Origin of the sequence: Streptomyces sp. 549, assembly GCF_030124175.1 — a bacterium.
GTDB lineage: Bacteria > Actinomycetota > Actinomycetes > Streptomycetales > Streptomycetaceae > Streptomyces.
In genome coordinates this window covers 209,515-235,417 of the sequence record NZ_JASKMT010000003.1, presented here as the reverse complement: position 1 = coordinate 235,417, position 25,903 = coordinate 209,515, and the positions used below count along the sequence as shown (strand labels likewise).

At 72.4% G+C, this 25,903-nt stretch carries 21 protein-coding genes; 11 read left to right on the top strand and 10 right to left on the bottom strand.

Annotated elements, in window-relative coordinates; translation table 11 throughout:
• Window positions 1-34 precede the first annotated feature (34 nt).
• Window positions 35-1,150 carry a GuaB3 family IMP dehydrogenase-related protein gene (locus tag QNO07_RS05175; protein ID WP_283990313.1) on the top strand — a complete coding sequence of 372 codons (1,116 nt, stop codon included), beginning with the start codon at window positions 35-37 and terminating at the stop codon, window positions 1,148-1,150.
• Between the two features lie 102 nt (window positions 1,151-1,252).
• On the opposite strand, the gene QNO07_RS27660 is transcribed toward QNO07_RS05175, so the two are convergent.
• Entirely contained in the window at window positions 1,253-1,615 is a 363-nt protein-coding gene (locus QNO07_RS27660) for a hypothetical protein (protein ID WP_502961779.1), read from the bottom strand.
• 235 nt (window positions 1,616-1,850) lie between these two features.
• On the opposite strand from QNO07_RS27660, the gene QNO07_RS05165 reads away from it, so the two are divergent.
• Window positions 1,851-2,378: a DUF6584 family protein gene (locus tag QNO07_RS05165; protein ID WP_283990312.1), complete on the top strand. Its 528-nt coding sequence runs from the start codon at window positions 1,851-1,853 to the stop codon at window positions 2,376-2,378.
• A gap of 42 nt (window positions 2,379-2,420) precedes the next feature.
• Here the strand turns inward: QNO07_RS05165 and QNO07_RS05160 are convergent, their stop codons facing one another.
• Window positions 2,421-3,683, bottom strand: coding sequence for a nucleotide sugar dehydrogenase (locus QNO07_RS05160; protein WP_283990311.1), 1,263 nt, complete (start codon window positions 3,681-3,683; stop codon window positions 2,421-2,423).
• Window positions 3,684-3,866: 183 nt separating this feature from the next.
• Here QNO07_RS05160 and QNO07_RS05155 point away from each other — a divergent pair, with 183 nt between their 5' ends.
• Together QNO07_RS05155 and QNO07_RS05150 are read left to right on the top strand one after the other, a co-directional pair.
• On the top strand, window positions 3,867-5,573 hold the full coding sequence (locus QNO07_RS05155; RefSeq protein WP_283990310.1) for a glycerol-3-phosphate dehydrogenase/oxidase: 1,707 nt from the start codon (window positions 3,867-3,869) through the stop codon (window positions 5,571-5,573).
• Between the two features lie 107 nt (window positions 5,574-5,680).
• Window positions 5,681-7,585, top strand: coding sequence for a serine/threonine protein kinase (locus QNO07_RS05150; RefSeq protein WP_283990308.1), 1,905 nt, complete (start codon window positions 5,681-5,683; stop codon window positions 7,583-7,585).
• Window positions 7,586-7,592: 7 nt separating this feature from the next.
• Here QNO07_RS05150 and QNO07_RS05145 read toward each other — a convergent pair whose 3' ends face one another.
• Window positions 7,593-9,425: a glycoside hydrolase family 15 protein gene (locus QNO07_RS05145; RefSeq protein WP_283990306.1), complete on the bottom strand. Its 1,833-nt coding sequence runs from the start codon at window positions 9,423-9,425 to the stop codon at window positions 7,593-7,595.
• Window positions 9,426-9,886: 461 nt separating this feature from the next.
• On the opposite strand from QNO07_RS05145, the gene QNO07_RS05140 reads away from it, so the two are divergent.
• Window positions 9,887-12,322 carry a serine/threonine kinase C-terminal domain-containing protein gene (locus QNO07_RS05140; RefSeq protein WP_283990304.1) on the top strand — a complete coding sequence of 812 codons (2,436 nt, stop codon included), beginning with the start codon at window positions 9,887-9,889 and terminating at the stop codon, window positions 12,320-12,322.
• Window positions 12,323-12,365: 43 nt separating this feature from the next.
• Here QNO07_RS05140 and QNO07_RS05135 read toward each other — a convergent pair whose 3' ends face one another.
• On the bottom strand, window positions 12,366-13,601 hold the full coding sequence (locus QNO07_RS05135; RefSeq protein ID WP_283990303.1) for an MFS transporter: 1,236 nt from the start codon (window positions 13,599-13,601) through the stop codon (window positions 12,366-12,368).
• A gap of 97 nt (window positions 13,602-13,698) precedes the next feature.
• On the opposite strand from QNO07_RS05135, the gene QNO07_RS05130 reads away from it, so the two are divergent.
• Entirely contained in the window at window positions 13,699-14,259 is a 561-nt protein-coding gene (locus QNO07_RS05130; RefSeq protein WP_283990302.1) for a CGNR zinc finger domain-containing protein, read from the top strand.
• A gap of 109 nt (window positions 14,260-14,368) precedes the next feature.
• A complete protein-coding gene (locus tag QNO07_RS05125; RefSeq protein WP_502961778.1) occupies window positions 14,369-14,776 on the top strand; it encodes a tetratricopeptide repeat protein in 408 nt (135 codons plus the stop codon).
• Here the strand turns inward: QNO07_RS05125 and QNO07_RS05120 are convergent.
• The gene (locus QNO07_RS05120; protein ID WP_283990301.1) at window positions 14,746-14,928 is read right to left on the bottom strand and encodes a hypothetical protein; all 183 of its coding nucleotides are present in this window, start codon (window positions 14,926-14,928) and stop codon (window positions 14,746-14,748) included. The genes QNO07_RS05125 and QNO07_RS05120 overlap by 31 nt on opposite strands.
• A gap of 89 nt (window positions 14,929-15,017) precedes the next feature.
• On the opposite strand from QNO07_RS05120, the gene QNO07_RS05115 reads away from it, so the two are divergent.
• Entirely contained in the window at window positions 15,018-16,616 is a 1,599-nt protein-coding gene (locus QNO07_RS05115) for a succinic semialdehyde dehydrogenase (protein ID WP_283990300.1), read from the top strand.
• 252 nt (window positions 16,617-16,868) lie between these two features.
• Complete coding sequence (locus tag QNO07_RS05110; RefSeq protein ID WP_502961785.1) at window positions 16,869-18,704, top strand: FAD-dependent oxidoreductase; 1,836 nt, start codon at window positions 16,869-16,871, stop codon at window positions 18,702-18,704.
• Between the two features lie 140 nt (window positions 18,705-18,844).
• Here the strand turns inward: QNO07_RS05110 and QNO07_RS05105 are convergent, their stop codons facing one another.
• The 3 genes from QNO07_RS05105 to QNO07_RS05095 all read right to left on the bottom strand — a co-directional run bounded on the left by QNO07_RS05105 (window position 18,845) and on the right by QNO07_RS05095 (window position 21,868).
• Window positions 18,845-19,912, bottom strand: coding sequence for an LAETG motif-containing sortase-dependent surface protein (locus QNO07_RS05105; RefSeq protein ID WP_283990298.1), 1,068 nt, complete (start codon window positions 19,910-19,912; stop codon window positions 18,845-18,847).
• A 541-nt stretch (window positions 19,913-20,453) separates the two neighbouring features.
• Window positions 20,454-21,080, bottom strand: a complete 627-nt coding sequence (locus QNO07_RS05100) for a hypothetical protein (RefSeq protein ID WP_283990296.1) — start codon at window positions 21,078-21,080, stop codon at window positions 20,454-20,456.
• 434 nt (window positions 21,081-21,514) lie between these two features.
• On the bottom strand, window positions 21,515-21,868 hold the full coding sequence (locus tag QNO07_RS05095) for a chorismate mutase (protein WP_283990295.1): 354 nt from the start codon (window positions 21,866-21,868) through the stop codon (window positions 21,515-21,517).
• 290 nt (window positions 21,869-22,158) lie between these two features.
• Here QNO07_RS05095 and guaA point away from each other — a divergent pair, with 290 nt between their 5' ends.
• Together guaA and QNO07_RS05085 are read left to right on the top strand one after the other, a co-directional pair.
• Complete coding sequence (guaA, locus tag QNO07_RS05090) at window positions 22,159-23,760, top strand: glutamine-hydrolyzing GMP synthase (RefSeq protein ID WP_283990294.1); 1,602 nt, start codon at window positions 22,159-22,161, stop codon at window positions 23,758-23,760.
• Between the two features lie 153 nt (window positions 23,761-23,913).
• Window positions 23,914-24,552 carry a Uma2 family endonuclease gene (locus QNO07_RS05085; protein ID WP_283990293.1) on the top strand — a complete coding sequence of 213 codons (639 nt, stop codon included), beginning with the start codon at window positions 23,914-23,916 and terminating at the stop codon, window positions 24,550-24,552.
• A 171-nt stretch (window positions 24,553-24,723) separates the two neighbouring features.
• Here the strand turns inward: QNO07_RS05085 and QNO07_RS05080 are convergent, their stop codons facing one another.
• Window positions 24,724-24,918, bottom strand: a complete 195-nt coding sequence (locus tag QNO07_RS05080) for a DUF397 domain-containing protein (RefSeq protein WP_283990291.1) — start codon at window positions 24,916-24,918, stop codon at window positions 24,724-24,726.
• Between the two features lie 2 nt (window positions 24,919-24,920).
• The gene (locus QNO07_RS05075; protein WP_349636806.1) at window positions 24,921-25,799 is read right to left on the bottom strand and encodes a helix-turn-helix domain-containing protein; all 879 of its coding nucleotides are present in this window, start codon (window positions 25,797-25,799) and stop codon (window positions 24,921-24,923) included.
• Between the last annotated feature and the right edge of the window lie 104 nt (window positions 25,800-25,903).

The following is a 25,903-nucleotide window of genomic DNA, read 5'->3' as shown; positions in this document are numbered from 1 at the left end:
GGGACGCAAGCCGAGAGCGGAAGGGCAATACCACGTGACTGAGATCGAGATCGGGCGCGGCAAGCGCGGGCGCCAGGCCTACGCCTTCGACGACATCGCCGTAGTGCCGAGCCGGCGCACGCGCGACCCGAAGGAGGTCTCGATCGCCTGGCAGATCGACGCCTACCGCTTCGAGCTGCCGTTCCTGGCCGCCCCGATGGACTCGGTGGTCTCACCGCGCACCGCCATCAGGATCGGCGAGCTGGGTGGGCTGGGCGTGCTGAACCTCGAGGGCCTGTGGACGCGGCACGAGGACCCCGAGCCGCTGCTCGCCGAGATCGCAGAGCTGGACGAGACGCGCGCCAACCGCCGCCTCCAGGAGATCTACGCCGCGCCGATCAAGGAGGAGCTGATCGGCCAGCGCCTCAAGGAGGTGCGGGACGCCGGAGTGGTGACCGCCGCCGCCCTGTCGCCGCAGCGCACCGTGCAGTTCTCCAAGGCCGTCGTGGACGCCGGGGTCGACATCTTCGTCATCCGCGGCACCACCGTCTCCGCCGAGCACGTGTCCTCGGCGGCGGAGCCGCTCAACCTGAAGCAGTTCATCTACGAGCTGGACGTGCCGGTCATCGTGGGCGGCTGCGCCACCTACACCGCGGCGCTGCACCTGATGCGCACCGGGGCGGCCGGCGTGCTGGTCGGCTTCGGCGGCGGCGCGGCGCACACCACGCGCAGCGTGCTGGGCATCCAGGTGCCGATGGCGTCCGCGGTCGCCGACGTGGCCGCGGCCCGCCGCGACTACATGGACGAGTCCGGCGGCCGCTATGTGCACGTCATCGCCGACGGCGGCGTCGGCTGGTCCGGCGACCTGTCGAAGGCCATCGCCTGCGGCGCCGACGCCGTGATGATGGGCTCGCCGCTGGCCCGTGCCGAGGACGCGCCCGGCCGCGGCCACCACTGGGGCATGGAGGCCGTGCACGAGGACGTGCCGCGCGGCAAGAAGGTGCACCTGGGCACCGTGGGCACCACCGAGGAGATCCTCACCGGCCCGTCGCACACCCCGGACGGGTCGATGAACTTCTTCGGCGCGCTGCGCCGGGCGATGGCCACCACGGGCTACTCCGACCTCAAGGAGTTCCAGCGCGTCGAGGTCACCGTCGGCCGCTCCCGCTGACGCCTGCCGCTTTCCGCACCTCTTCCGCACCTCGCAGGGCCTGCCCGGCAGCACGACTGCCGGGCAGGCCCTGCGGCGTTCCCGGGTGCGGTTTCCCGGAGGTCAGAGGCTCAGCAGGGAGCGCACCATGCGGCAGGTGGTGTCGGACGGCGGGCGCACGCCGATCAGCGGAGCGATGGCGCGTATGCGCCGGTTGCGTGCCTGGGAGGGGTGGTAGGCGCCGGTGGCGAGCAGGGCGGTGGCCAGGCGCAGCGCCTTCAGCCTGCGGTTGTGGTCCTCGTACCACTCACGCGGCAGCCCGGCCGGCAGCGGCTTCACCCGCAGCGGCTTCCGGTACGCGGGGGACGCCGACGTGCTCGCGGCGTGGGCGGACTTCGACTGGGCGGACTTCACGGAGGCCGACCGCACGGCCTTCGAGTGTGCGGTCCCAGGCAGCACGGGCAGCGGTGTGACGACGACGTTCATGGGCATCCTCCCCGGACATTGACGCACCGTTCGAACACTTTCGATTCTACCGGCGGCCACTGACAACGATCCTGGTCAGAAGCGGTTCTGAGGCGGCGTCGACCCGCCTGTCCGTCAGGTCGCAGCGGCCCCACGAGCCTCCGAAGCGGGGCAGGACCGGACGCGGTCCCACGGCGGGCTTGGGCCGTCGCGGAAACGGCTGGCGTAGCCGCGTCGCCTCGCCCATCATCAGGCCATGGCCCGGACCGAGACCCTTGCCCGCGTGGACGCCGACCTTGCCGCCGGTCGCACGCCGCTGGCCCGCCAGCGGTTGCGCGGGCTGGTGTCGAGCTACCCGCAGGACCTGACGCTGCGCCGGAGGCTGGCCGAGGTGTACCGACTGCACGGGGAGGCGGCGGAGGCGGGTCGGTGGATGTACCTGTGCGAGGACCGCGACGAGGAGGAGACCGCCCGCTTCGAGGCCCGCTACCACCATCCGCGCCGCCGCATGAAGGCCCTGGCTTGGCGCGGCCAGGAGTCCGACGCCGGTTCCGCCTTCGCCGCCGAGCAGCTGGCGTCGGTGCGTGCCGCCTGCTCCGCCGCCCTCGGCCGGCCCGTCTACTGGGGTGACGAGCTGGGCGACGACGACGACGACGAGGAGGGCGGCGGCAGCGGCACCGACGTCAGCGACCGGCTTGCGGGCATCGGCTGCTTCCTGGCCGTCGGGGCCTCCTTCGCGCTCTGGATGCTGGGCCTCGTCACGCTGCTCGGCATGCTCTTCTGATCCCTGTCGATCCGCGCCCCCGACGAGCACGTCCCCTGATCCCTACAACCGGTGCGCGGCCCCCGCCGGGCTGGCGCCTCGGGTGTCGAGGAGGAGTTGCGCCTTGGCGGAGAGGCCCTGGAGGTCGTAGGTGCGGTGGTGTTGGAGCAGCAGCGTCAGGTCCGCGTCGGCTGCCGCCTCGTAGAGCGAGTCGGCGCGCGGCACGGGCTGGCCGGAGACCTGCCACTGCGGCACGTACGGGTCGTGGTAGCTGAGTTGGGCGCCGAGGTCCATCAGACGGGTGGCGATCTCCCGGGCCGGGGCGCCCTGCTGGTCGGCGAGGTCCTGCTTGTAGGTGACGCCCAGCAGCAGGATGCGGGCGCCGCGGGCCGACTTGCCGTGCTCGTTGAGCAGGGCGGTGGCGCGCTGGGTCACGTAGCGCGGCATGCGGTCGTTGACCTCGCGGGCGAGTTCGACGAGCCGCAGCGGATGGCCCAGTGCGCGGCTGCGGTAGGAGAGGTACGTGGGGTCGATGGGCACACCGGGGCCGCCGACGCCGGGTCCCGGGCGGAACGCCTGGAAGCCGAAGGGCTTGGTCTCCGCGCAGCGGATGACGTCCCACAGGTCCACGCCGAGGTCGTGGCAGAGGATCGCCATCTCGTTGACCAGGGCGATGTTGACGTGCCGGAAGTTGGTCTCCAGCAGCTTGGTCGTCTCGGCCTCGCGGATGCCGCGGGCCCGGACGACCTTGTCGGTGAACCGGCCGTAGAACGCGGCGGCCGCTTCGGTGCAGGCGGGGGTGAGGCCGCCGAGCACGCGAGTGGTGCGCGCGTGGTCGTAGGCGCGGTTGCCGGGGTCCAGGCGGCCGGGCGCGCAGGCCAGGTGGAAGTCGCGGCCGGCCCGCAGCCCCGAGCCCTGTTCCAGCAGCGGGCGCAGGGTTTCCTCGGTGGTGCCCGGGTACACGGTCGACTCGACCACGACGGTGGTGCGCGGGCGCAGCCGTCCGGCCAGGGCGGTGGTGGCGGCGCGTACTTCGGTGAGGTCCAGTGCGCCGTCCTCCCCGAGCGGGGTGGGCGCGCAGATGAGGGCGGTGCGGACGCGGCCGAGCACGGCCGGGTCGCTGGTGGCGCGGAAGCCGGCGGAGAGCATGCGGCGCACGGCCGAGGCGGGCAGCGAGCCGTCCAGGGGGGCGCGTCCGGCGGCGAGTTCCGCGACGGCGCGAGCGTCGGGGTCGAAGCCGAGGGTTCCGATGCCGGCGTTGGTGGCGGACTGGGCGGCGGGCATACCGAGGTGACCGAGGCCGAGTACGGCGAGATCTGCGGGCATGGTGGCGGACATCCTTCCCGGACGTCGTGGACGGGAGACGCGGAGCGGCGTTACGTCAGGTTAAGCGCATATATGACAGATATGGTGGATATCGCGAGCCGTGCCAGATCCGGGTCAGGGTGCCGGAAACAGGGGACCATCGGCTGGTGAGGGCCTGAGACGCGCGACACCACGGGAGGCAGCGTGAGGACAGCGACGATGGGACCGGCCGAGCGGGCGGAGTCACTCGCCCGAATGGCCGAACGAGAGCTCGACATCCTGGTCGTGGGCGGGGGAGTGGTCGGCGCCGGCACCGTGCTGGACGCCGCCACCCGCGGCCTGACCACCGGCATCGTCGAGGCGCGGGACTGGTCGTCCGGCACGTCGAGCCGGTCCAGCAAGCTCATCCACGGCGGTCTGCGGTACCTGGAGATGCTGGACTTCGCGCTGGTGCGCGAGGCGCTGAAGGAACGCGGGCTGCTGCTCGGCCGCCTCGCCCCGCACCTGGTGAAGCCGGTGCCGTTCCTCTACCCGCTCCAGCACAAGGGTTGGGAGCGCTGGTACGCCGGTTCCGGGGTCGCGCTGTACGACGCCATGTCGCTGTCCTCCGGGTACGGCCGCGGCCTGCCCGTGCACCGGCACCTCTCCCGCCGCCGGGCGCTGCGGGTGGCGCCGGGGCTCAAGAAGGAGGCGCTGGTCGGCGCGCTGCAGTACTACGACGCCAGCACCGACGACGCCCGGTTCGTCTCCACGCTGGTGCGCACCGCAGTGGCCTACGGCGCGCACGCCGCGAACCGGGCCCGGGTGGTGGGTTTCCTGCGCGAGGGCGAGCGGGTCGTCGGCGCCCGCATCGAGGACCTGGAGCAGGGCGGCGAGTTCGAGGTGCGGGCCAAGCAGGTGGTCAACGCCACGGGCGTGTGGACGGACGACACCCAGGGCCTGATCGCCGAACGCGGCCAGTTCCACGTGCGGGCGTCCAAGGGCATCCACCTGGTCGTGCCCAAGGACCGCATCAACTCCTCCTCCGGCCTGATCCTGCGCACGGAGAAGAGCGTGCTCTTCGTCATCCCGTGGGGGCGGCACTGGATCGTCGGCACCACCGACACCGACTGGGACCTGGACAAGGCCCACCCGGCGGCCTCCAGCGCCGACATCGACTACCTGCTGGAGCACGTCAACACGGTGCTGACCACGCCGCTCACCCGGGACGACGTCCAGGGCGTGTACGCGGGTCTGCGCCCGCTGCTGGCCGGGGAGTCCGACGCCACCAGCAAGCTCTCCCGCGAGCACACCGTGGCGCACCCGGTGCCGGGCCTGGTGGTGGTAGCGGGCGGCAAGTACACGACGTACCGGGTGATGGCGAAGGACGCGGTGGACGAGGCGGTCCGCGGCCTGGACCGCCGGGTCGCCGACTGCTGCACCGAGGACGTGCCGCTGGCCGGCGCGGAGGGCTACTCCGCGGTGTGGAACGCGCGCGCCCGCATCGCCGCCCGCACCGGCCTGCACGTGGCCCGCGTCGAGCATCTGCTGAACCGTTACGGCTCGCTGGTAGACGAGGTGCTGGCGCTCGTCACCGCCGATCCCGCGCTCGGCGAGCCGCTGCCGGCGGCCGACGACTACCTCAAGGCGGAGATCGTCTACGCCTGTTCGCACGAGGGCGCGCGCCACCTGGACGACGTGCTGACCCGCCGGACCCGCATCTCCATCGAGACGTTCGACCGCGGCACCCGCAGCGCCCGTGAGTGCGCCGAACTGATGGCCACGGTGCTCGACTGGGACGAGGAGCAGATCAAGAAGGAGGTCGAGCACTACGAGAAGCGCGTCGAGGCGGAGCGCGAGTCGCAGCGCCAGCCCGACGACCAGGCCGCCGACGCCGCCCGGTTGGGCGCACCGGACATCGTTCCCCTGTAGTTCCCCTGTGGGACGTATCGCAGTTCGCCCGGTGCCCTTGCCCGAGACCCGCCGTCCATGGGTGACAATGGGGCAACTGCTGGGGCGGGCTGATCGCGAGGGGAAGCATGGGCGAGAACGGCGACAGGGCTGTCGGAGCCGACGCCGCCACCAAGGGCAGGGAGACCGGGCGGCTGCTCGCCGGTCGCTACCGGCTCGGCGGGGTCCAGGGTCGCGGCGGCATGGGCACGGTGTGGCGGGCCGAGGACGAGATCCTCAGCCGCACGGTGGCGGTGAAGGAGCTGCGCTTCCCCTCGGACATCGACGAGGACGAGAAGCGCCGGCTCATCACCCGGACCCTGCGTGAGGCCAAGGCCATCGCCCGGATCCGCAGCGGCAGTGCCGTCACCGTGTTCGACGTGGTGGACGAGGACGACCGCCCCTGGATCGTCATGGAACTCGTCGAGGGCCGCTCCCTCGCCGACGTCATCCGGGAGGACGGCCCGCTGGAGCCGCGCCGGGCGGCGGAGGTGGGCCTGTCGATCCTCGCGGTGCTGCGGGCCGCGCACCGCGAGGGCATCGTGCACCGCGACGTCAAACCCTCCAACGTGCTGATCGAGGAGGAGACCGGGCGGGTCGTGCTCACCGACTTCGGCATCGCCAAGGTCGAGGGCGACCCGTCGGTCACCTCCACCGGCATGCTCGTCGGCGCGCCCTCCTACATCTCGCCCGAGCGCGCCCGCGGCCAGCTGCCCGGCCCGCCCGCCGACATGTGGTCGCTCGGCGGTCTGCTCTACGCCGCGGTCGAGGGCCACCCGCCCTACGACAAGGGCTCGGCGATCGCCACCCTCACCGCCGTCATGACCGACCCGCTGGAGCCGCCGCAGAACGCCGGCGGCCTGGAGGAGGCCATCTACGGGCTGCTGCTGAAGGACCCCGAGAAGCGGCTCGACAACGCCGGCGCGCGCCCGCTCCTGGAAGCCGTGGCCAACGCCCCGGAGGAGCCGGCGGACAAGCCCGGCAAGGACACCTCCACGGCCACCGCCACCGTCGCCATCCCGGCGAAGCCGCCCGCCGCCTCCACCGCCCGCATGCCCTCCCAACGCCCCGGCCCGTCCACCAAGCCCGCCGCGTCCGTGCGCACCGCCAACGCCTCAGGGGCCGGCGGGGCGTCGAAGCCCGGTGACGGGGGCGGCTCGTCACTCGTCGCCCGGCTGCCCGCCGCGTGGCGGCAGCGCGGCGCGGTCATCGCGGTGGTGGCCGTCGTGGTGCTCGGTGTGCTGGGCGCGGTACTCGCCTTCGCCCTCAACGGCAGCGCCGGGGACTCCGGCAACTCCGGCAAGGACAACGGCAGCGCCGCCGGCGGCGCCGCGGGCGGCCAGGCGGAGCAGGACGGCCAGGACACAGCGGACGGCAAGAACGGCGACGACGGCAAGCAGGACGCCTCGGAGGCCGACAGCGGCAAAGCCGACGGCAGCTCCGAGGACTCGGCCGGCAACGGGGCCGACGAGGGCTCGGAGGCCGGCAGCGACGCCCAGGACAGCGCGGGCAAGGGGTCAGGCGACAGCGCACTGCCCGAGGGGTACGCCATGGTGACCGACGAGCAGTTCCGGTTCAGCATGGCGATGCCGAAGGACTGGAGCCGCGTCGGCACGGCCGGCGTCAGCTCCGGCGGCAAGTACGGCGCCGCCCCCGACTCGCTACCGCGCATACAGGTCGACTTCAGCAACAGCCCGCGCAGCGACGCCGTCCAGGCGTGGCGGCTGCTGGAGGCGGCCGTCGCCGGCGCCAGCACCGACTACAAGAAGCTGGACATGCGGGCCGTGCAGTGGCGGGACTACCCGACCGTCTCCGACTGGGAGTTCGAACGGACCCAGAGCGGCGCGAGGGTCCGGGTTCTCAACCGCGGCTTCAAGGTCGACGGCAGCCGCGGCTACGCCATAATGATCACGTGCAAGGCGTCGGAGTGGGACGGCAAGGAGTGCGCCACGCTGCGCGACACCGCCTTCGACACCTTCAAGCCCGCCGGCTGACAGGCGGTCAGGCCGCCGAGGAAGCGGCCCGGTCGAGTTCGGCGTCGAGGGCCATCGCCGCCGTGATGAGGGCGAGGTGGGTGAACGCCTGCGGGAAGTTCCCCAACTGCTCGCCGGTCGGCCCGATCTCCTCCGCGAACAGGCCGACATGGTTGGCGTACGTGAGCATCTTGTCGAACGCGTAGCGGGCCTGGTCCAGCCGGCCCGCTCGCGCGAGTGCGTCGACGTAGAGGAAGCTGCACAGGGAGAAGGTCCCCTCCACACCGCTGATGCCGTCCGCCGCGGCAGCCGGGTCGTAGCGGTGGACCAGGCTGTCGCGGACCAACTCGTCCTCCATGGCGTCCAGCGTCGACAGCCAGCGGGGGTCGCGCGGCGAGAGGAAGCCGACCACCGGCATCAGCAGCAGCGACGCGTCCAGCACGTCACCGCCGAAGTGCTGCACGAACGCCTGGCGTTCCTCGCTCCATCCGCGCTCCATGACCTGGTGGAACAGGGCGTCGCGGGCCGCGGTCCAGCCAGGCAGGTCCGCGGGGCGCCCGTGGGCAGCCGCCTGGCGGATGCCCCGGTCCAGGGCCACCCAGCACATGAGACGGCTGAAGGTGAACTCCTTCCGCCCGCCCCGGGTCTCCCAGATCCCCTCGTCGGGCCGGTCCCAGTTGCAGGTGAGCCAGTCCAGCAGACCCGTCACCCTCTGCCACCCCTCGTAGGAGGCCACGTCCGCGGAGCCGCTCGACAGCGAGAACGCATGGACGGCCTCCCCGTAGATGTCCAGCTGCAGTTGCCCGGCGGCCCCGTTGCCCGCCCGCACCGGAGACGAGCCGCGCCACCCCTCCAGGTGGTCCAGCACCTCCTCGGCCAGGTCCGGCTCACCGTCGACGCGGTACATGATCTGCAGCGGCTCCCCGTTCGGCGCGTTCCCCGCACGCAACCGGGCACCCAGCCAGGCACGGTAGGCGTGGGCCTCCTCGGTGAAACCGAGATCGATCATGGCGCGCACCGACAGGGAGGCGTCGCGGACCCACGTGTAGCGGTAGTCCCAGTTGCGCTCTCCGCCCTCCTCCTCGGGCAGGCCCGTCGTCGCGGCGGCGATCGGTGCTCCGGTGGGCGCGTAGGTGAGCAGTTTGAGGGTGATCGCGGAGCGGTTCACCGTCTCCTGCCAGCGCCCCCGGTACCGGCACCGGCCCACCCAGGTGTGCCAGAAGCGCCGCACGGCGTCGAACTCCGCGTGCAGCGACTCCGGCGTGACCGGGGAGGGCGGCTCGGCATCCGCGCTGTCCGTCGTCAGCACGACCGCGGCCAACTGGCCCGCACGCAGCTCCACCGCGGCCTCCACGTCCTCTCCGTCGCGTTCCAACCGGACGGGGCCGACGGCCTGAAGGTGGGCGGCGATGCCGGGGCCCCGGAAGTGGGCGTCGCGCTCACCGAGGACAAGTCCGTGCGTCTGGCGGCCGTAGTCGAAGCGGGGGCGGCACCGCAGAGTGAACTGCACGGTGCCGCGCACCACCCGCATGATCCGCACGATCCGGTGGCGGTCGCTGACCGTGCCCGGCGAACCGAGCGGCATGAAGTCGGCGACCTCGCCGACGCCCTGCCGGGAGAGGAAGCGCGTCACGAGGATCGCCGTGTCGGCCAGGTACAACTGCCGCACGGTGGTCCCGGGATGGTCCACGGTGATCGCGAAGTAGCCGCCGCGGTCGTGGTCGAGAAGCCCGGCGAAGACGCTCGGGGAGTCGAAGCGCGGTGCGCAGAACCAGTTCAGCACCCCCTCGGAGGAAACCAGTGCGCAGGTCTGGAGGTCCCCGATCAGGCCGTGCTCGGCGATGGGCGGATAGCGTCGCATCGTCCTCCTCCGGGGTCCTCACCGTCGTGCTCGGGGTCGTCACCGTGCTCGGGACCGTCAACACCGTGCGCGGGGCGGCCACGACCGTGCTCGGGGCCTCCGTGACGTGGGCACGTCGGTGGGTGTGGTGGTCCGGTGGGTGCCGTCGGAGCGGTGGGTGCCGTGCGGGATCGATCCGCCTCCTCTGATCACGTCACAGCATCGCCCGGGCCGCCGGCCGCGACCACACGGCCGCCGCCGAACGGGTGAAGTCTCCGGCCGCGCACCTGCGACGCCCGGAGAGCACGGCCGAGGCCCCCGGCGCACGCCCCGCGCCCCGGTCCCGGACCGGCCGCAGTTGGCCCGGAGCCGTCCCACTGGGCCGAGTTGCCACGTATCGTGAATGTCCGGAGGCCGTACGCATCCGCAATCAGGCCGATGCGGAGCGGATTTGACGGTTTCGCACGCTGTGGGGAGGCGTTGTGGACGATTACGCCGGCAGGTTGCTGGCCGAGCGCTACCGCTTGCCGCTTCCTCCTTCCGACGAGTACGAACTTCGCGAGGCCCGCGCCTACGACACCGCCAGCGGGCAGGAGGTCCTCGTCCGCCAGGTCCCGCTGCCCGAGGTCGTGGACGCCGAGGTCGTCGGCGAACCCGGTGGCGGCCTCACCGCGGGCCGAGCGACCCGGGCCCCGGCCGACCCCGCCGTCCGCCGTGCCGTCGAGGCGGCCCTGTCCGCCGCCCGCATACCCGACCACCCCCGCCTCGACCAGGTCTTCGACGTCTTCGTCGAGGACGACGGCCTGTGGATCGTCAGCGAACTCGTCGCCGCCCGGCCGCTGGCCGCCGTGCTCGCCGACCGGCCGCTGAGCCCGCACCGGGCCGCCGAGATCGCCGCCGACCTGCTCGCCGCGCTCAGCGCCGTCCACACCTTCGGGTGGACCCACCGCAACATCACCGCCCGCTCCGTGCTGATCTGCGACGACGGCCGGGCCCTGCTCACGGGTCTCGCGTCGGGCGCCGCGGAGGAGGCGCTCTGCGGTTACGACCCGCTGCCCACCGAGGGCCCGATGGCCCCGGACCCGCGACCGCCCGCCCCGCCTGCCGGCGGACGCGGCCAGGCCGCGAAGGCCCCGGCGGCGGTCGAACCGACCAAGACCGCGGAGTCGTCCGCCGGACGTGCGGCCGTGCCGCACCGCGCGGCCCGCAGCGGTGCCATCGCCGCCTACCGGGCCGGCGCCGCCGCCGCCCGCAGCGGCGCGGGCGTCGCCGAGGAGGAGCGGCCCCGGCACGGCCCCTGGGGCGGCGACAAGCCCGGACCTGCCACCCGCGCCCCGTCCCCGTTCCCCGCCGACCTGCCCGCCCCCTACACCGCCCGCCGCACCGGCGACGGCGAAGGGCCGCACGGGGAGGTCGCGTACGGGGAAGGGGCGTACGGCGACGGCGGGTACGGGGATGGCGGGTACGGGGAGGTCGCGTACGCCGACGACGCGCACTCCGCCGACCCGTACGCCGACGACTGGGACGAGGAGCGCCCCGGCGCCGACGGCCAGGCCGCCCCGGACACCCCGGACGACGAGGACGACGAGCGGTCCGTCGCCTGGGGCGCACCCGATCCCGGTGACGACGGCCGCTACCGCGGGCCCACCACCGCGCTCGCCGCCGAGCGCGCCCGGCAGGCCCGCATGACGATGGTCGGCGCCGTCACCGAACGCTGGGCGCCCGAACAGGCCGGGCCCGTCTACGAGAACTGGCGGCTGGCCCCGCCCGTCGGCCCCGCCGCCGACCTGTGGGCCCTCGGCGCGCTGCTGTTCCGCGCCGTCCAGGGCCACGCCCCCTACCCGGAGGAGAGCGTCACCGACCTGGTGCAGTGCGTCTGCTCCGAGCCGCCCGCGTTCGCCGAGGAGTGCGGCGCGCTGCGTCCCGTCATCGAGTCGCTGCTGCGTCCCGACCCGACCGAGCGCACGCAGTTCGAGGAACTGAGCGGCTGGCTGCGGTCCATCATCCGGTCCGCGCCCGAACCCGAAGTCGGCCGCCGCACCGTCACCGCGCAGCCGCTGCTGGAGCCCGGCGGTCGAACCGACCCGCGCCGCCTGCCGATCCTGCGGCGACGCGGTGAACTGGTCAGGCGACGCAAGGCGGAGAAGCATCCGGTGCACGTCGAGCGGCGCCGCCACCGCCGCGCGCAGCGTGCCCACAACCCGCAGCGGCTGGGCCGCCTGCTGCTCGTGCTGGTGCTGCTGGGTCTGGTCGGCGCGGTCGTCTACGCGGTGGCCTTCATGCCGAAGGCCGACACCGCGGGCGGCACCACCAACCAGCGCGGCACGGTCAGCGACGACCCCGGCAACGCCGAGCCGGCCCCCGCTCCCAGTGCCGACGCGCCCTCGACCCCGCCGTCCGCGTCCGCCGCACCGAGCACACCCGGCAGCGACCGGACCCCGCAGTCCACCCAGCCGGGCGGCCCGGCGCCCGCCGGCTACACCATCCGGGACGATCCGTCCGGGTTCCGCATCGCGGTACCGGAGGGCTGGGCCCGGGGTCAGACCAGCGGCGGCCAGGTCCGGTTCAGCAAGGGCGACCTGGAGGTCGTCGTGGTGCCCGGCCGGGACGGCACCGACCGCTTCGGCACCGACCCGCGCGCCTACCAGCTAGCCGACCAGCCCGAGCTGGCCGCCTACCGCGACAGCAACGGCTGGAAGACGGTCAGCGGCGTCCGCAGCATCACCGTCGGCGAGACAGCCATGGCCGAGGGCGAGTTCGGCTGGGAAGGCGGCAGCGGCAAGGTGGTGCTGCGCAACCGGGCGATGGTGCTCGGCAACAAGTACCACGTGGTGCTCGTCCGCGGCCCGGAGAGCAGACAGGCCGAGATCGACGCCCACTTCTCCCAGATCGTCGACACCTACCGCGCCACCGGCTGACACCCGTTCGGGCGTGCGGCCCCGCGACGTGGGAGCGGCGGGATCAGAGCGGACCCGGGGCCGGGTCCGGGCCCGGGTCCGGGTCCGGGTCCGGGGCCGCTCGCAGCAGCAGGTAGAGCAGTGCGGCGGCGAGTTGCAGTCCGGCGATGGTGAGCAGGAGCAGCGCCGGCGGCATGCCCGCGGCGACGCCGACCAGCGCGGCGCCGCACGCCGCTGCCGAGATCTTCAACCCGGCGCCGACCGTGAAGACGTGGGCGCGCAGGCGAGCAGGTGTGTGATCCGCGCGCAGGCGCAGGGTGGCGCTGAGCACCGGGCCGTCGCACATCCCGGCCACGGCGAAGACGGCAGCGCTGAGTGCCGGATGAGGGCTCCACGCGGCGGCGCCCAGCGCCAGGCCGGTTCCCGACAGGCCCACGGTCACCATGCGGTGGGCGGTCCAGGGCTTGCGCTGCCGCGCGGCGAGCACACACCCGGCCAGCGCACCGAGGGCAAAACCCGTCAGCAGCAGTCCGGCGAGGCTCGGACGCCCCCAGCTGTCGGTGAGCAGCACGGCGGTGGTCGACAGCGCACCGAGACCCACGAACGCCGTACTGGTGGCAGCGGTCACGGCCCGAAGCTCCCGCACGCTCATGATCACGGACAGCCCGGCGACCGCCTCTCGCAGCACCGGAGTCCTCACACTGACGGCGGCCTCGCGGGGACTCGGCGGTGCGTCCGGTGCGCGCCCGTGGAGGACGCCGACGACCAACGCGGCGGCGCACGCGGAGCTGCCACCGAGCACGACCATGGCGGTGGCCGGGGACAGCAGCGCGGCAAGCGCGGCGACAGCCGCAGGTCCGGCTGCGGAGGCCGCGTTGTAGACCGCCGCATCCCACGCGTAGGCATTGTCCCGGGCGGGGCCGGGCGAGGCGAGCCCGGCCACCAGGCTGGACAGCCCACCCGAGACGAAGGGACCGCAGCTCCCTCCGGCCACGGCGATCGCGCACGACAGTGCGGTGGGAAGCCGGCCCACCGCCAGGGACAGCACCGCGATCGAGACGGCGAAGGCAGCCAGCGCGCCCGCGTACAGGGCCACCGGACGGCGTACGCGCGCCACCGCCGCGCCGGTCAGCGGTGCGGCCAGCACATGCGGAGCCAGCCACGCGGTGAGGACGAACGCCCCCTGCCCCGGGCTGCCGGTGCGGTGGAGGGCCAGCAGAACCACGGCAACCGGCATGCCCTCGTCGGCCAGCCGAGCGGAGAACGCCGTCGCCGTGTAGAGCCGCACGGGGTAGGACACGCGCGCCACTCCTCACCACCTTCGTAACGGCTAATCTATATAAGACGTTACAAGGCCTCGGCGGGGACGCGGGGCAGGTTCGTAGAAGGAGGAGAAGATGGGTACCCCTGACTCCCCGCGAGGTTTCCGTCCGGCGCATCGGCTGCTCACTCTCGCGAACGCGCTACGCGAGCAGCCCGACCTCGCCAGGAGCGGGCTGGCCGAGATTCTGCTGCATCACGGAGAACGGCCCGAGGACCTCACCGGGGGAGCGTTCTCGGCGGCGGACGCCGAGGGCCTGCGCCGGGCCGTCGTCCGGATGTCCGCCGTCCTCGCCGAAACGGACGTGGATCGGGCCGCACAGGCGCTCAACCAACTGCTGGACGCCTGCGGGGCGAGGCCGAGGCTGACCCGGCACGACGGCCACGGCTGGCACCTCCACGTGGACCGTGGCGACGAAGCAGGGTGGGACGAGTGGTTCGTCGCTTCGAGCAGCATGGCCCTCGCCCAGCGACTGAGCGAACACGGCCGCCTCACATGGGGCGTGTGCGCCGCAGCCGGCTGTTCCGCGTACTACCTGGACGACGCGCCCGGAAGCCCCCGGCGTTACTGCTCCACGCGGTGCGCTTCGCGTGCACGGGTGGCCGCGCACCGAAGCCGCAGACGCCGCGACGGGTGACCGGGCGGTCCGGGTGGGTCGCCGGAGGAGTCGTGACGGTTGCGAGGATGGGCGGATGAGTGCTGTGGAGGACGAACATCCGGAAGAGGCCTGACGCCGACTTGCGGAGTTGGCCGACCGGTTCCCGGACGACACCGGGCTGGCGTACCGGACGGCCTGTGCGCACGACCGCATGGGCCTGGAGGCCGAGGCCGTGCCCTACTACGAGCGGTGCCTGGCCGGAACCGGCCTGTCCGACGAGGACCGCCGGGGTGCCCTGCTCGGCCTGGGCAGCACCTGCCGTGTGCTGGGCCACTACCCGCGTGCTGTCGAGGTCCTGCGCCGGGGTGTGGCGGAGTACCCCGACGACGGCGGCCTGCGCACGTTCCTCGCGATGGCGCTGTACAACACCGGCGAGCACCACGAAGCCATGCGCCTGCTGCTGACGCTGCTGGCCACCACCAGCCAGGACCCCGCCGTGCGGGACTACCGCAGGGCCATCGGGTTCTACGCCGAAGACCTCGACGCCACGGTCTGACCGACGGCCGCACGGGCGCGCCGAGAACACAGGCGGGTGGTCAGGGTGAAGACGGCGAGGGCGGTGGCCAGCGCCACGGGCAGGTGGGGCTCGTCGACGGCGGCGAGCACGGTGTGCCCGGCGGCCGTGACCAGCCGGCAGACCACAGCCACCGCTATCTGCCAGCATTCACTGGCGGATTCCGTGAAAATGGTTACCGGTGGGTACCCACGGTCGGTGCCACGGGCTTACGCTCGCCGTTATGACCAACTCGCAGGACAGCAACCCGGTGGCGCCCACTCCCTCAGGTGCCCGCACAGCGGCCGACGTGGTCACGCCCGAACTGGTAGCCCGGCTCACCGCCGGCGTGCCCGGCTCCGGCACCACGGCATGCCACAGCCCCTTCACCGGGGAGAAGTTGGCGGACCTGCCGCTGGCCGCCCCCGAGGACGTGGCCGAGGCGTTCGACCGGGCCCGCTCGGCGCAGCGGGAATGGGCGGACCGCCCGGTGCGGGAGCGCGCCGCGGTGCTGCTGCGGTTCCACGACCTGGTGCTCCGGCGCCAGAGCGAGGTGCTGGACCTCATCCAGCTGGAGACGGGGAAGGCCCGGCTGCACGCCCACGAGGAGGTCCAGGCCGTCGCCAACAGCGCGCGGCACTACGGCCGCCGCGGGCCCGCCTACCTGAGGCCCAAGCGGCACACCGGCGCGATCCCCGTCCTGACCCAGACGCGCGAGCTGCGGCAGCCGCGCGGTGTCGTCGGGCAGATCGCCCCCTGGAACTACCCGCTGGAGCTGTCGGTCGGTGACGCGCTGCCGGCCTTCGTCGCGGGCAACGCGGTCGTCATGAAGCCCGACACCGAGACGGCCCTGACCGCCCTGTGGGCGCGGTCCGTGCTGATCGAGGCCGGGCTGCCCGCCGAGCTGTGGCAGGTCGTGCTCGGTGACGGGCCGGTCATCGGCCCCGAGGTCGTGGACCGGGGCGACTACGTGTCCTTCACCGGTTCCACCCGCACCGGACGCGAGGTGGCCCAGCGTGCGGCGGCCCGGCTGGTGGGCTGCTCGCTGGAGCTGGGCGGCAAGAACGCGATGATCGTGCTGGACGACGCCGACCTGGACCGGGCCGCGGCCGGTGCTGTGCGGGCCTGCTTCTCCTCGGCCGGGCAGCTGTGCATCTCCATCGAGCGCCTCTTCGTGCACGAGGCGGTGGCCGACGCGTTCCTGGAGCGGTTCGTGGCCCGGACCCGGGCCGTCCGGCTCGGCTCCGCCCTGGCCTACGGCGCAGACATGGGCTCGCTCGTCTCGCAGGCCCAACTGGCGAACGTCACCCGGCACGTGGAGGAGGCCGTCGAGAAGGGCGCCACCGTACTCGCGGGCGGCAGGCCGCGGCCGGACGTCGGCCCGCTGTTCTACGAGCCGACGGTGCTCGACGGCGTCGAGGAGCCGATGGCCGTCTGCACCGAGGAGACGTTCGGGCCGGTGGTCTCCGTCTACCGCTTCACCGACCCGGCCGACGCCGTCGCCCGCGCCAACGACACGCCGTACGGGCTGAACGCCAGCATCTGGTCCGGCTCCGCCCGGCGCGCCGGCACGCTCGCCGCCCGCCTGCGCAGCGGCACCGTCAACATCAACGAGGGCTACGCCGCGGCCTACGGCAGCACGGGCGCGCCGATGGGCGGCATGGGCGACTCCGGGCTCGGCCGGCGGCACGGCTCGGAGGGCATCCTGAAGTACACCGAGGCGCAGACCATCGCCCACCAGCGGCTGCTGCCCATGGCACCCTCCCTCGGCATGGACGACGCCGGCTACGCCGAGTTCATGACCCGCTCGCTCAAGGCGCTGAAGGCACTCCGCCTCCGCTGATCGAAGACCAGCGGGGCCGCGTCCCACCACGGAACGGGACGCGGCCCCCGCAGGCCCCGCACAACCGGCCCCCACCGCCCCCACCGCCCTACACACCCCTGAGGCCCGTCCCGACAGCACCCCGGCCCCGCCCGGCTTCCCGATCCGCACGTCCTCCCGGAGGTCACCGTGTCCCCGCATGAGCCCGTCCGGCCCCGGCCCCCGCACGACCGGGAAGCCCCCGCCGAGCCGACCACCCCCGACCCCGCAGTCGTGACCGCTCCCGCCGCGACCGGTGGCGCCGACCCGGGAGACGGCGACCCGGGGAAGGACGGCCGGGACTTCGACGTCCTGGTCATCGGTTCGGGGTTCGGCGGCTCGGTGTCGGCCCTGCGCCTCACCGAGAAGGGCTACCGCGTCGGGGTGCTGGAGGCCGGTCGCCGGTTCAGCCGGGAGACGCTGCCGAAGACGTCCTGGGACGTGCGGAACTACCTCTGGGCGCCCGCGCTGGGCCTCTACGGCATCCAGCGCATCCACCTGCTGAACAACGTCATGATCCTCGCCGGTGCCGGGGTCGGCGGCGGCTCGCTCAACTACGCCAACACCCTCTACGTGCCGCCGGAGGCCTTCTTCCAGGACCGCCAGTGGGCCGGCATCACCGACTGGCAGGACGAGCTGCGCCCCCACTACGAGCAGGCCAGCCGCATGCTCGGCGTCCGGCTGAACCCGACGATGACGCCCTCCGACGTGCACCTGAAGGCCGTCGCCGAGCGCATGGGGGTCGGCGACACCTTCCACTTCGCGCCCGTCGGCGTCTTCTTCGGCGACGGCAGGGACGCCGACGGCAAGGCCGTCGTGCCCCCGGGGACAGAGGTGCCCGACCCCTACTTCGGCGGCGCGGGACCGGCGCGCAGCGCCTGCTCGGAGTGCGGCGAGTGCATGACGGGCTGCCGCCACGGCGCCAAGAACACGCTCAACGAGAACTACCTGTACCTGGCGGAGAAGGCGGGCGCCACGGTCGTCCCCATGACGACGGTGACGGGCGTCGAGGAGGACGGCGAGGGCGGTTTCCGCGTCACCACCGTGCGCACCGACCGGCGCCGCCGAGGCCGTCCCCGGGTGCTGACCGCCCGCCGGGTGGTCGTCGCCGCAGGCACCTACGGCACGCAGACGCTGCTGCACCGGATGCGCGACGAGGGCCGGCTGCCCCACCTGTCGCCCCGCCTGGGCCATCTCACCCGCACCAACTCCGAGGCGCTGGTCGGCGCCCAGACCGTCAGCCGGCGCTACCGCGCCAAGCACGGCAAGGACAGCACGCTCGACTTCACCCGGGGTGTGGCGATCACCTCGTCCATCCACCCGGACGCCAACACCCACATCGAGCCCGTCAGGTACGGCAAGGGCTCCAACGCCATGGGCTCGCTCACCACGCTCCAGTCGCGGCAGTCCACGCGGATGCCGCGGCTGCTGGCCCACGCGGTGACCTGCCTGCGACATCCGGTGCAGCTGATGCGCTCGCTGTCGAACTACCGGTGGTCCGAGCGCATCATCATCGGCCTGGTGATGCAGACCCACGACAACTCCCTGACCACCTTCCGCAGGCGCAAGCGGCCCGGCCGGGGACTGCTCACCGCCGCGCAGGGCCACGGCGCGCCCAACCCGGTCCACATCCCGCAGGGCGCCGAGGCGGCCCGGCACCTGGCCGAGGAGATCAACGGCTTCGCCGGCACCAACGTGGGCGAGGTGATGGGGACACCGCTGACGGCGCATTTCCTCGGCGGCTGCCCGATCGGCGCGGACCCCGAGCAGGGCGTCATCGACGCCTACCACCGGCTCTGGGGGCACCCGGGGATCTCCGTGGTGGACGGCTCCGCGGTGTCCGCGAACCTCGGCGTCAACCCGTCGTTGACCATCACGGCGCAGGCCGAGCGTGCGATGTCGCTGTGGCCCAACAAGGGTGACGCGGACGCCCGGCCCGAGCAGGGCACGGAGTACGTCCGGCTGCCCGCGGTCGAGCCCGCCTCCCCGGCGGTGCCGGCGGACGCGTTCGGCGCGCTCAGCCCGCCTGTGCTGCCCATCCCGGTCGTGCCGCCCAAGCTGATGGACTGACCCGCCACTCCCACACGCGGCGCGTACCCTGACGTGCGCTCGCCCCGGGGGCGCCCCGCTCCGGGAGCACGAACGGGCCCGGCCTCCCCGCGAGGGGGAGGCCGGGCCCGTTCGTGTCAGGCGTTCACGCCCGCGCTGCCTCAGGCAGCGGCGGTGGCGTCCGCGTCGTCGTTGCGACGGCGGCGGACCACGAACATGGCGCCGGCGCCGAGGGCGACGGCAGCCGCGCCCGCGAGGGCGAACATCGGCAGGTTGGAGTCCGAACCGGTCGCGGCCAGCTCACCGGTCACCTTGACCTCGGAGACCTTGTCCGCCTCGATCGGCTTCTTGCCACCGGTCTGGGGCTTGGGCTTGGCCTCGCCCGGCTTGCCCGGCTTGGCACCCTCTTCCAGGACCTCGAAGAGGTACACCCAGCCGTTGTCGTCGTGCGAGACCCAGCAGCCGCCGTCGGCGGTGGAGTACTCGCCGGCGCCGACGGCGATGCCCAGCGAGTAGGGCACCTCGGCGTCGACCTTGAGGCGCAGCTGGAAGGTGCGCTTCTCGCCGGCCTTGAGCGAGACCTGGGTGAAGTAGCCGCCGGCGCCGATGCCGTCGCTGACGACCTGCCACTTGCCGGAGGCCGTGTCGTACGCCTGGAGCGCGAACTCCTCGAAGAAGACGTCTTCCTCGTTCTCGGCCCAGACGGCGACGAACGGCGAGACACCGTCGATCGCGGACTTGCCGGTGTTGTGCATCTGGAGCTGGAAGGTGTTCCAGCCGGAGCCGGCGACAACGGCGTCGGGCAGGCCGGTCAGGGAGGTCTTCAGGTCATCGCTGATCTGGTAGACCTCGTCGCCGTCCTCGTCGACCTCGCACTCGAAGGGGCGGGAGCCGTCCTTCTCGCCCTCGCCCTCCTTCTCGTCTTCCTTGTCCTTCTCCTCGTCCTTGTCCCTCTCGTTCGCGGGGGCCTCGGACTCGGAGTTCTCGTCGGCGGGGGCCGTCTCCTCCGGAGCGGTCTTGTCCTCGCCCTCGGTCTCCTCGGCGGGGGTCTCCGGCGCGGAGGTCTCCTCGTCCGTCGCCTCGGTGGTGTCCGGGGTCGGCTCGGCGGACTCGCTCGCGGACGGCGGCTCGGTGTTCTCCGTCGCGTGGGCAGCCGACGCCGCCAGCAGGGCGGCGGGGGCTATGACGGCGGTCGCGGCGGCGGCCGCAACTGCACGGCGGATACGCATGGATGACCTCTTCGTGGTCGGGTGATGGCAAAAGTGAAGGGGCCGTCGCTGCGGTGGGGCGCGGCTCGGCAGAACTGCAGAGTAAAGCCGAGTTAAACGCCTTGTCAGGAGGTATGAACGGGACAGAAGTGACCTAAGGCGTAACGCCTGGCGGTCAAAACGGTCACGTCAGGGCAGTTGCCCACCCTTGACGCGGTTTTCCTGTGGGCTATGTCACTGTGCGATCCACAGGGGTCGTTGCCTTTTCGTGACCAAACCCCAGGCAACCTTTTCCTGCTCAATGCGTCGAGGTTTTCCCGTCCCGCTTCACTTCTACTTCCTCGCCGCCCGCTGATTCCTGCGTTGCCGTGCGGGAGTGCAAAGAAAACGCTTGCGGAATTCCGAGTTCCAGTAATCGTCCACCCGAAGTACACCACCCGCCGGACGCTCTCTCCGCACGCTCTCTCCGAGCGCCCTCTCCCGGACACCGCCGGACGCCGCTTGTCGGGAGCCGCGCCCGGCGGAGCACCAGCGTCCGGCGGAGCACCAGCGGTTGGCCGGGTCAGCCCGGCAGCAGCCCGTCGCCGGCGCCCAGTACGGTGCCGGTGGCAAAACCGAGCAGCTGGGAGGCGGCCTGCGTGGTGCTGTGCACCGGGATTCGCGACTGGCCGTGGCCGTCGACCACGTCGACCACGGCACCGCGCTCGCCCTGGAGCGTCGGCGTGGTCAGGGTCGCGTCGGGCATCGCCGGACGCGGCATGCCCGACTCCTCCGCGCCGGGGTTGGTCAGCGGCAGCGCCGCGTCGAGCGCCGGCGTGATCGCGGTCAGCGGCGTGCTGTCGACGCTCACCCGGGCCGTCGTGGAGTGCTCGTGCCGGTCGGTGCCGGGCAGCGGTACGGCCACGTCCGCAGTCGGCGTGTCCAGGATCGTGCCGACGGCGGGCAGCAGCGGCACCATCAGCTGGTCGTCCTTCATGACCTCGGGGGTCGAGGGCGGCAGGATGGGCTGGGAGGGAACGGTCGCGTGAATCGTCGGCGCGTCGAGCGGCAGCACCATCTCCACGCTCTCCAGCGGTACCTCCACCGGGACCTGCGAGCCGTCCGCCGCCGCTGCCGTGCCGGCGGGGGTCACCGCCGCAGCCGCACACATCGCCAGTGCCGTGAACGCGCCCTGCTTCGCCAACCTCATGCGGGTCCTGCTCCTCTCATACCCCCCGGTACCTGACTGCTGCGTGAACGAGCGGCGCGGGCGGGAAAGCACGGCATTCCACCTGATCGGCGCATTCGTGTGATGAAAGGGCGCCGCAATGGGCGACCCGCGCAGGGCGACGGACGACTCCGCGCTGCGGGCCGGACATGCGACGCGGCCGGCTCCGGGCGTCCCCGGAAACCGGCCGCGTCATCCGTGACCGGGCGGCTGTCCCCTGCTGTCCGGCCACAACACCGGAGCGAGGTCCCACGACGGACGCCTCACCTCGTCGGGAGAGCGTCCGTCTCATCGCTCCGGTGGTGCCACCCCATTGCCGCCGGGCCTCCAGCGTCATCGGGGACACTTCACTCAACGAACGCCGTTCGGCCCGGTCACGCGCCGTACGGGTGACAGGCCGTGCGGACGCACGGTGCTCACGCACGGCCCCGGCAGAGCTCCAGCAGGGTCATCGCCAAGGTGGTGCCGGGTCGGCCCAGCTCCGCGCGGAAGCGGCTGAGGATCTCCATCTCACGCGACAGGTGCACCCGGCGACCGCCGGTGGACACACGCGCCTGCTGGATGCCGGCCGAGACCGCCATGCGCTCCCGGACCAGTTCGATGATGCGGCCGTCGAGCGTGTCGATCCGCTCCCGGGCGGCGCCGATCAGCTCGGCCGCCTCCGCCGCCGACCCCGGCGTCCCGGCCGCGGTGGCGGCATGGAGGTCGGTGGGGGCGTGGCCGGAGGCGGCGTGGGCGTCGGCGGTGGGCTGGGTCTTGGTGGTGTGCACGGGGGCTCCCTGAGTGTGGTGGGCCCCGCGAGCCGTCTCGACCCGGGTCGGGAGACGAACGGGCGCCCCGGGCCTTGATCGGCCCGGGGCGCCCGGTGAAAGTCGCTGTTCGTGAGGTCAGCAACGCCACCCATGGCAGCCGGTCGGGCCGGTGCCATAGGTAAACCAGAAGGTCATGCGGGTGCGGTGCTGAGTCACGGGTCCAGTATGCCCCAGGGCGGGGCGGCGATCGACGTCCGGGCCGGTAGACTCGGGGCATTCCTCCCGCTCCACCGCCGAAAGGCAGCCTCGTGGCTTCAACGCCCCATGCCGCGCCCGACACGGTCAGCTCCCCGGACCCGGTCCTCGTCGTCGACTTCGGCGCGCAGTACGCCCAGCTCATCGCCCGCCGCGTCCGCGAGGCCCGGGTGTACAGCGAGGTCGTGCCGTCCACCACGCCGGTGGCCGAGATGCTCGCCAGGAACCCGAAGGCGATCATTCTCTCCGGCGGCCCGTCCTCCGTATACGCCGAGGAGGCACCCGGCCTGGACCGGGCGCTGTTCGAGGCCGGCGTGCCGGTGTTCGGCATGTGCTACGGCTTCCAGCTGATGGCCCAGGTGCTCGGCGGGACCGTCGACAACACCGGCGCGCGGGAGTACGGACGCACCCCGCTGAAGGTCTCCAAGGCCGGCTCGACCCTCTTCGAGGGCACCCCGCTCGACCAGCAGGTGTGGATGTCGCACGGTGACGCCTGCTCGGCGGCGCCCGAGGGCTTCGACGTGACGGCGTCCACCGACGTGGTGCCCGTCGCGGCCTTCGAGAACGACGAGCTGAAGCTCTACGGCGTCCAGTATCACCCCGAGGTGCTGCACTCCACGCACGGCCAGCAGGTCCTGGAGCACTTTCTCTACCGGGGTGCGGGCATCGCCCCGGACTGGACGGCCGGCAACATCGTCGAGGAGCAGACCGAGGCCATCCGCGCCCAGGTCGGCACCAAGCGCGCCATCTGCGGCCTCTCCGGCGGCGTGGACTCCGCGGTGGCCGCCGCCCTCGTGCAGCGCGCCATCGGCGACCAGCTGACCTGCGTCTACGTCGACCACGGCCTGATGCGCAAGGGCGAGACCGAGCAGGTCGAGAAGGACTTCGTCGCCGCCACCGGCGTGCAGCTGAAGGTGGTCGACGCCGAGGAGCGCTTCCTGTCCGCACTCGCCGGGGTCAGCGATCCCGAGCAGAAGCGGAAGATCATCGGCCGGGAGTTCATCCGGGTCTTCGAGCAGGCCCAGGCCGAACTGGTCGCCGAGGCCGGCGCCGAGGGCGAGGAGGTCGCCTTCCTCGTGCAGGGCACGCTCTACCCGGACGTCGTCGAGTCCGGCGGCGGCACCGGCACCGCCAACATCAAGTCCCACCACAACGTCGGCGGACTGCCCGAGGACCTGGAGTTCGAACTCGTCGAGCCGCTGCGGCAGCTCTTCAAGGACGAGGTCCGCATGGTCGGCCAGGAGCTGGGCCTGCCGGAGGAGATCGTCCAGCGCCAGCCGTTCCCCGGCCCCGGCCTGGGCATCCGCATCGTCGGCGAGGTCACCAAGGACCGCCTTGACCTGCTGCGCGAGGCGGACGCCATCGCCCGCGAGGAGCTGACGGCGGCCGGCCTGGACCGCGACATCTGGCAGTGCCCGGTGGTGCTGCTCGCCGACGTGCGCTCGGTCGGCGTCCAGGGCGACGGCCGCACCTACGGCCACCCGGTGGTGCTGCGCCCGGTGTCCTCCGAGGACGCCATGACGGCGGACTGGTCCCGGCTGCCCTACGACGTGCTGGCCAAGATCTCCACCCGCATCACCAACGAGGTCAAGGACGTCAACCGGGTCGTGCTGGACGTCACCAGCAAGCCCCCGGGCACCATCGAGTGGGAGTGACCGCTCGCGCTCGCCTCCGGTTCCCCGGCGTGCGCTGAGCCCCGGGCGTCACACCCGGCCGACGTCAAACGCCGCCGCCACCGTTCACTCGTTCGAACGGTGGTGGCGGCGTTTCTGGTGGGTACGCTGGCGTAAGGCTCCATGCTCGTGCTCATGGGAGGAACCATGACCGCCACGCCGATGTCCGAAGCGTCCGTCGCAGGTGACGGCGCTGCTGGCCCTGCCCCGCACTGGCCGATGCCGCCGCAGGACGGCTGGACGGTGGACGACCTGTTCACGCTGCCGGACCTCCCGCCGCACACCGAGCTGATCGACGGGAGCCTGGTCTTCGTGAGTCCGCAGCGGGAGTTCCACACGCTGACGCTGTATCTGCTGGAACACGGCCTGCGCACGGACGTGCCTGAGCACTTCCGTGTCCGTCGTGAGATGGCGGTGGTGCTGACTTCCAAAACCGTGCCCGAACCGGACCTGGTGGTCGTGCGGGCCGAGGCCGCCAACGACTGCAACCGCACGCGGTACGACGCCCCTGACGTGGTGCTGGCCGTCGAGGTCGTCTCACCGGAGTCGGAGGAGCGGGACCGCGACACCAAGCCCCGCAAGTACGCTGCCGCCGGCATCCCGCACTTCTGGCGGGTGGAGAAGACCGGCGAGCAGAACCAGCCGGTCGTCTACGTCTACGAACTGGACCCGGCTACGCGTGCTTACGCCGTGACCGGCATTCACCACAACCGGCTCAAGGTCTCCGTGCCCTTCGACATCAGCATCGACCTCACCGCCATCGACCGCATGTGAGCCGCGCCGCCGCCCGCCCCGAACGGGCGGCAACGCGGGCGTCCGCGTGCGGGCGCAGCCAAGGCCCGTGACGCACCCGGATTCAAGCTGATCACAGCGCCGCAGTCACTTGTTTAGCGGTGTACGTGTCGCGGCCCGACAGGCCGAGCCCCGACAGGCCGAGCGACGAGGCTACGTCTGCGGCTCGTCCCGGAGACGGCCGAGGAAGGCCGTCCAGGCGGCGGGTGAGAGGCGGAGCTGCGGCCCGCCGGGCCGCTTGGAGTCCCGGACGGCGACGGATACGGGGGCGCTGACAGCCACTTCCACGCATTGGGAGTCAGGCTGACCGCCGCTGTAGCTCGACTTGCGGAAGTGGAACTCGGCCACGGCTACATCTCCTTGCGGATGCTGTTGATGAGTCCGCCGGAGTCGTGCTGAGACAGGCTCAGCCGGGCGATGCGGTCGAAGACCGAGCTGTGGTGCTGGGCGTCCGCCTCGCTCTCCAGCCAGAGCTTTACCGAGAGTGTATCCGCGCGAACCACGTCGAGGGCTCCGGGCTGCGCGAAGGACAGGACGGTGAACGCGCTTGTCATCCCCGGATGGGCGCCCACCTGGTAGGGGAGGACCTGGACGCGAATGTGCGGCAGTCCGGAGATCTCCAGCAGGTGCGACAGCTGAGCCCTCATGACGTGTGGGCCGCCAACGAGTTGGCGAAGCACCGCCTCGTGCATGATCGCCCAGAGCCGGAGCGGCTGGTCGTCGTGAAGGCGGGCCTGCCGGGTCATGCGCGCCTCGACGAACGGTTCCACCTCGTCGATGTCCTCCCAGTCGTGGTTGCCGACGGCGAGCGCACGAGCGTAGTCAGGTGTCTGCAAGAGGCCCGGGATGAATGCCAGTTCCCAGCTACGGGCCTCGGTGGCCATCTCCTCCAAGGCGAAGTACTCCGACATGGCCGCGAGTTGTGGGTACTGGTCCCACCAGCCCTTGGCCCTACGGCGATCTCGGTCGGCTTTCGCCAGGTGGAGGAGGCGTTCGATCGCCGAATCGTCGTTCATCCCGTAGAGGTGGCACAGGGCGCGAACGTCTGGGTCGCGTATGGGGACCATGCCCCGTTCCATCTTGGCGACCTTCGCCACGGAACTGGTGAGCGCCGCTGCCGCGTGTGGTTGCCGCATACCGCAGGACTCCCGCATGCGGAGCAACTCCCCGCCAAGTCGGCGGCCCAGCACGGTAGACACCGTCGCCCCTCGGCTTGCCCTGGTCCCCATCATGCTCGTCTTCCTATCCGGCCGCCGGTGTTGTCTGCAACCAGTCAGCTTCCCGTCGAACACCAATTCAGGAAATATTTCTGCAAGAACAACTTGATGCGAGT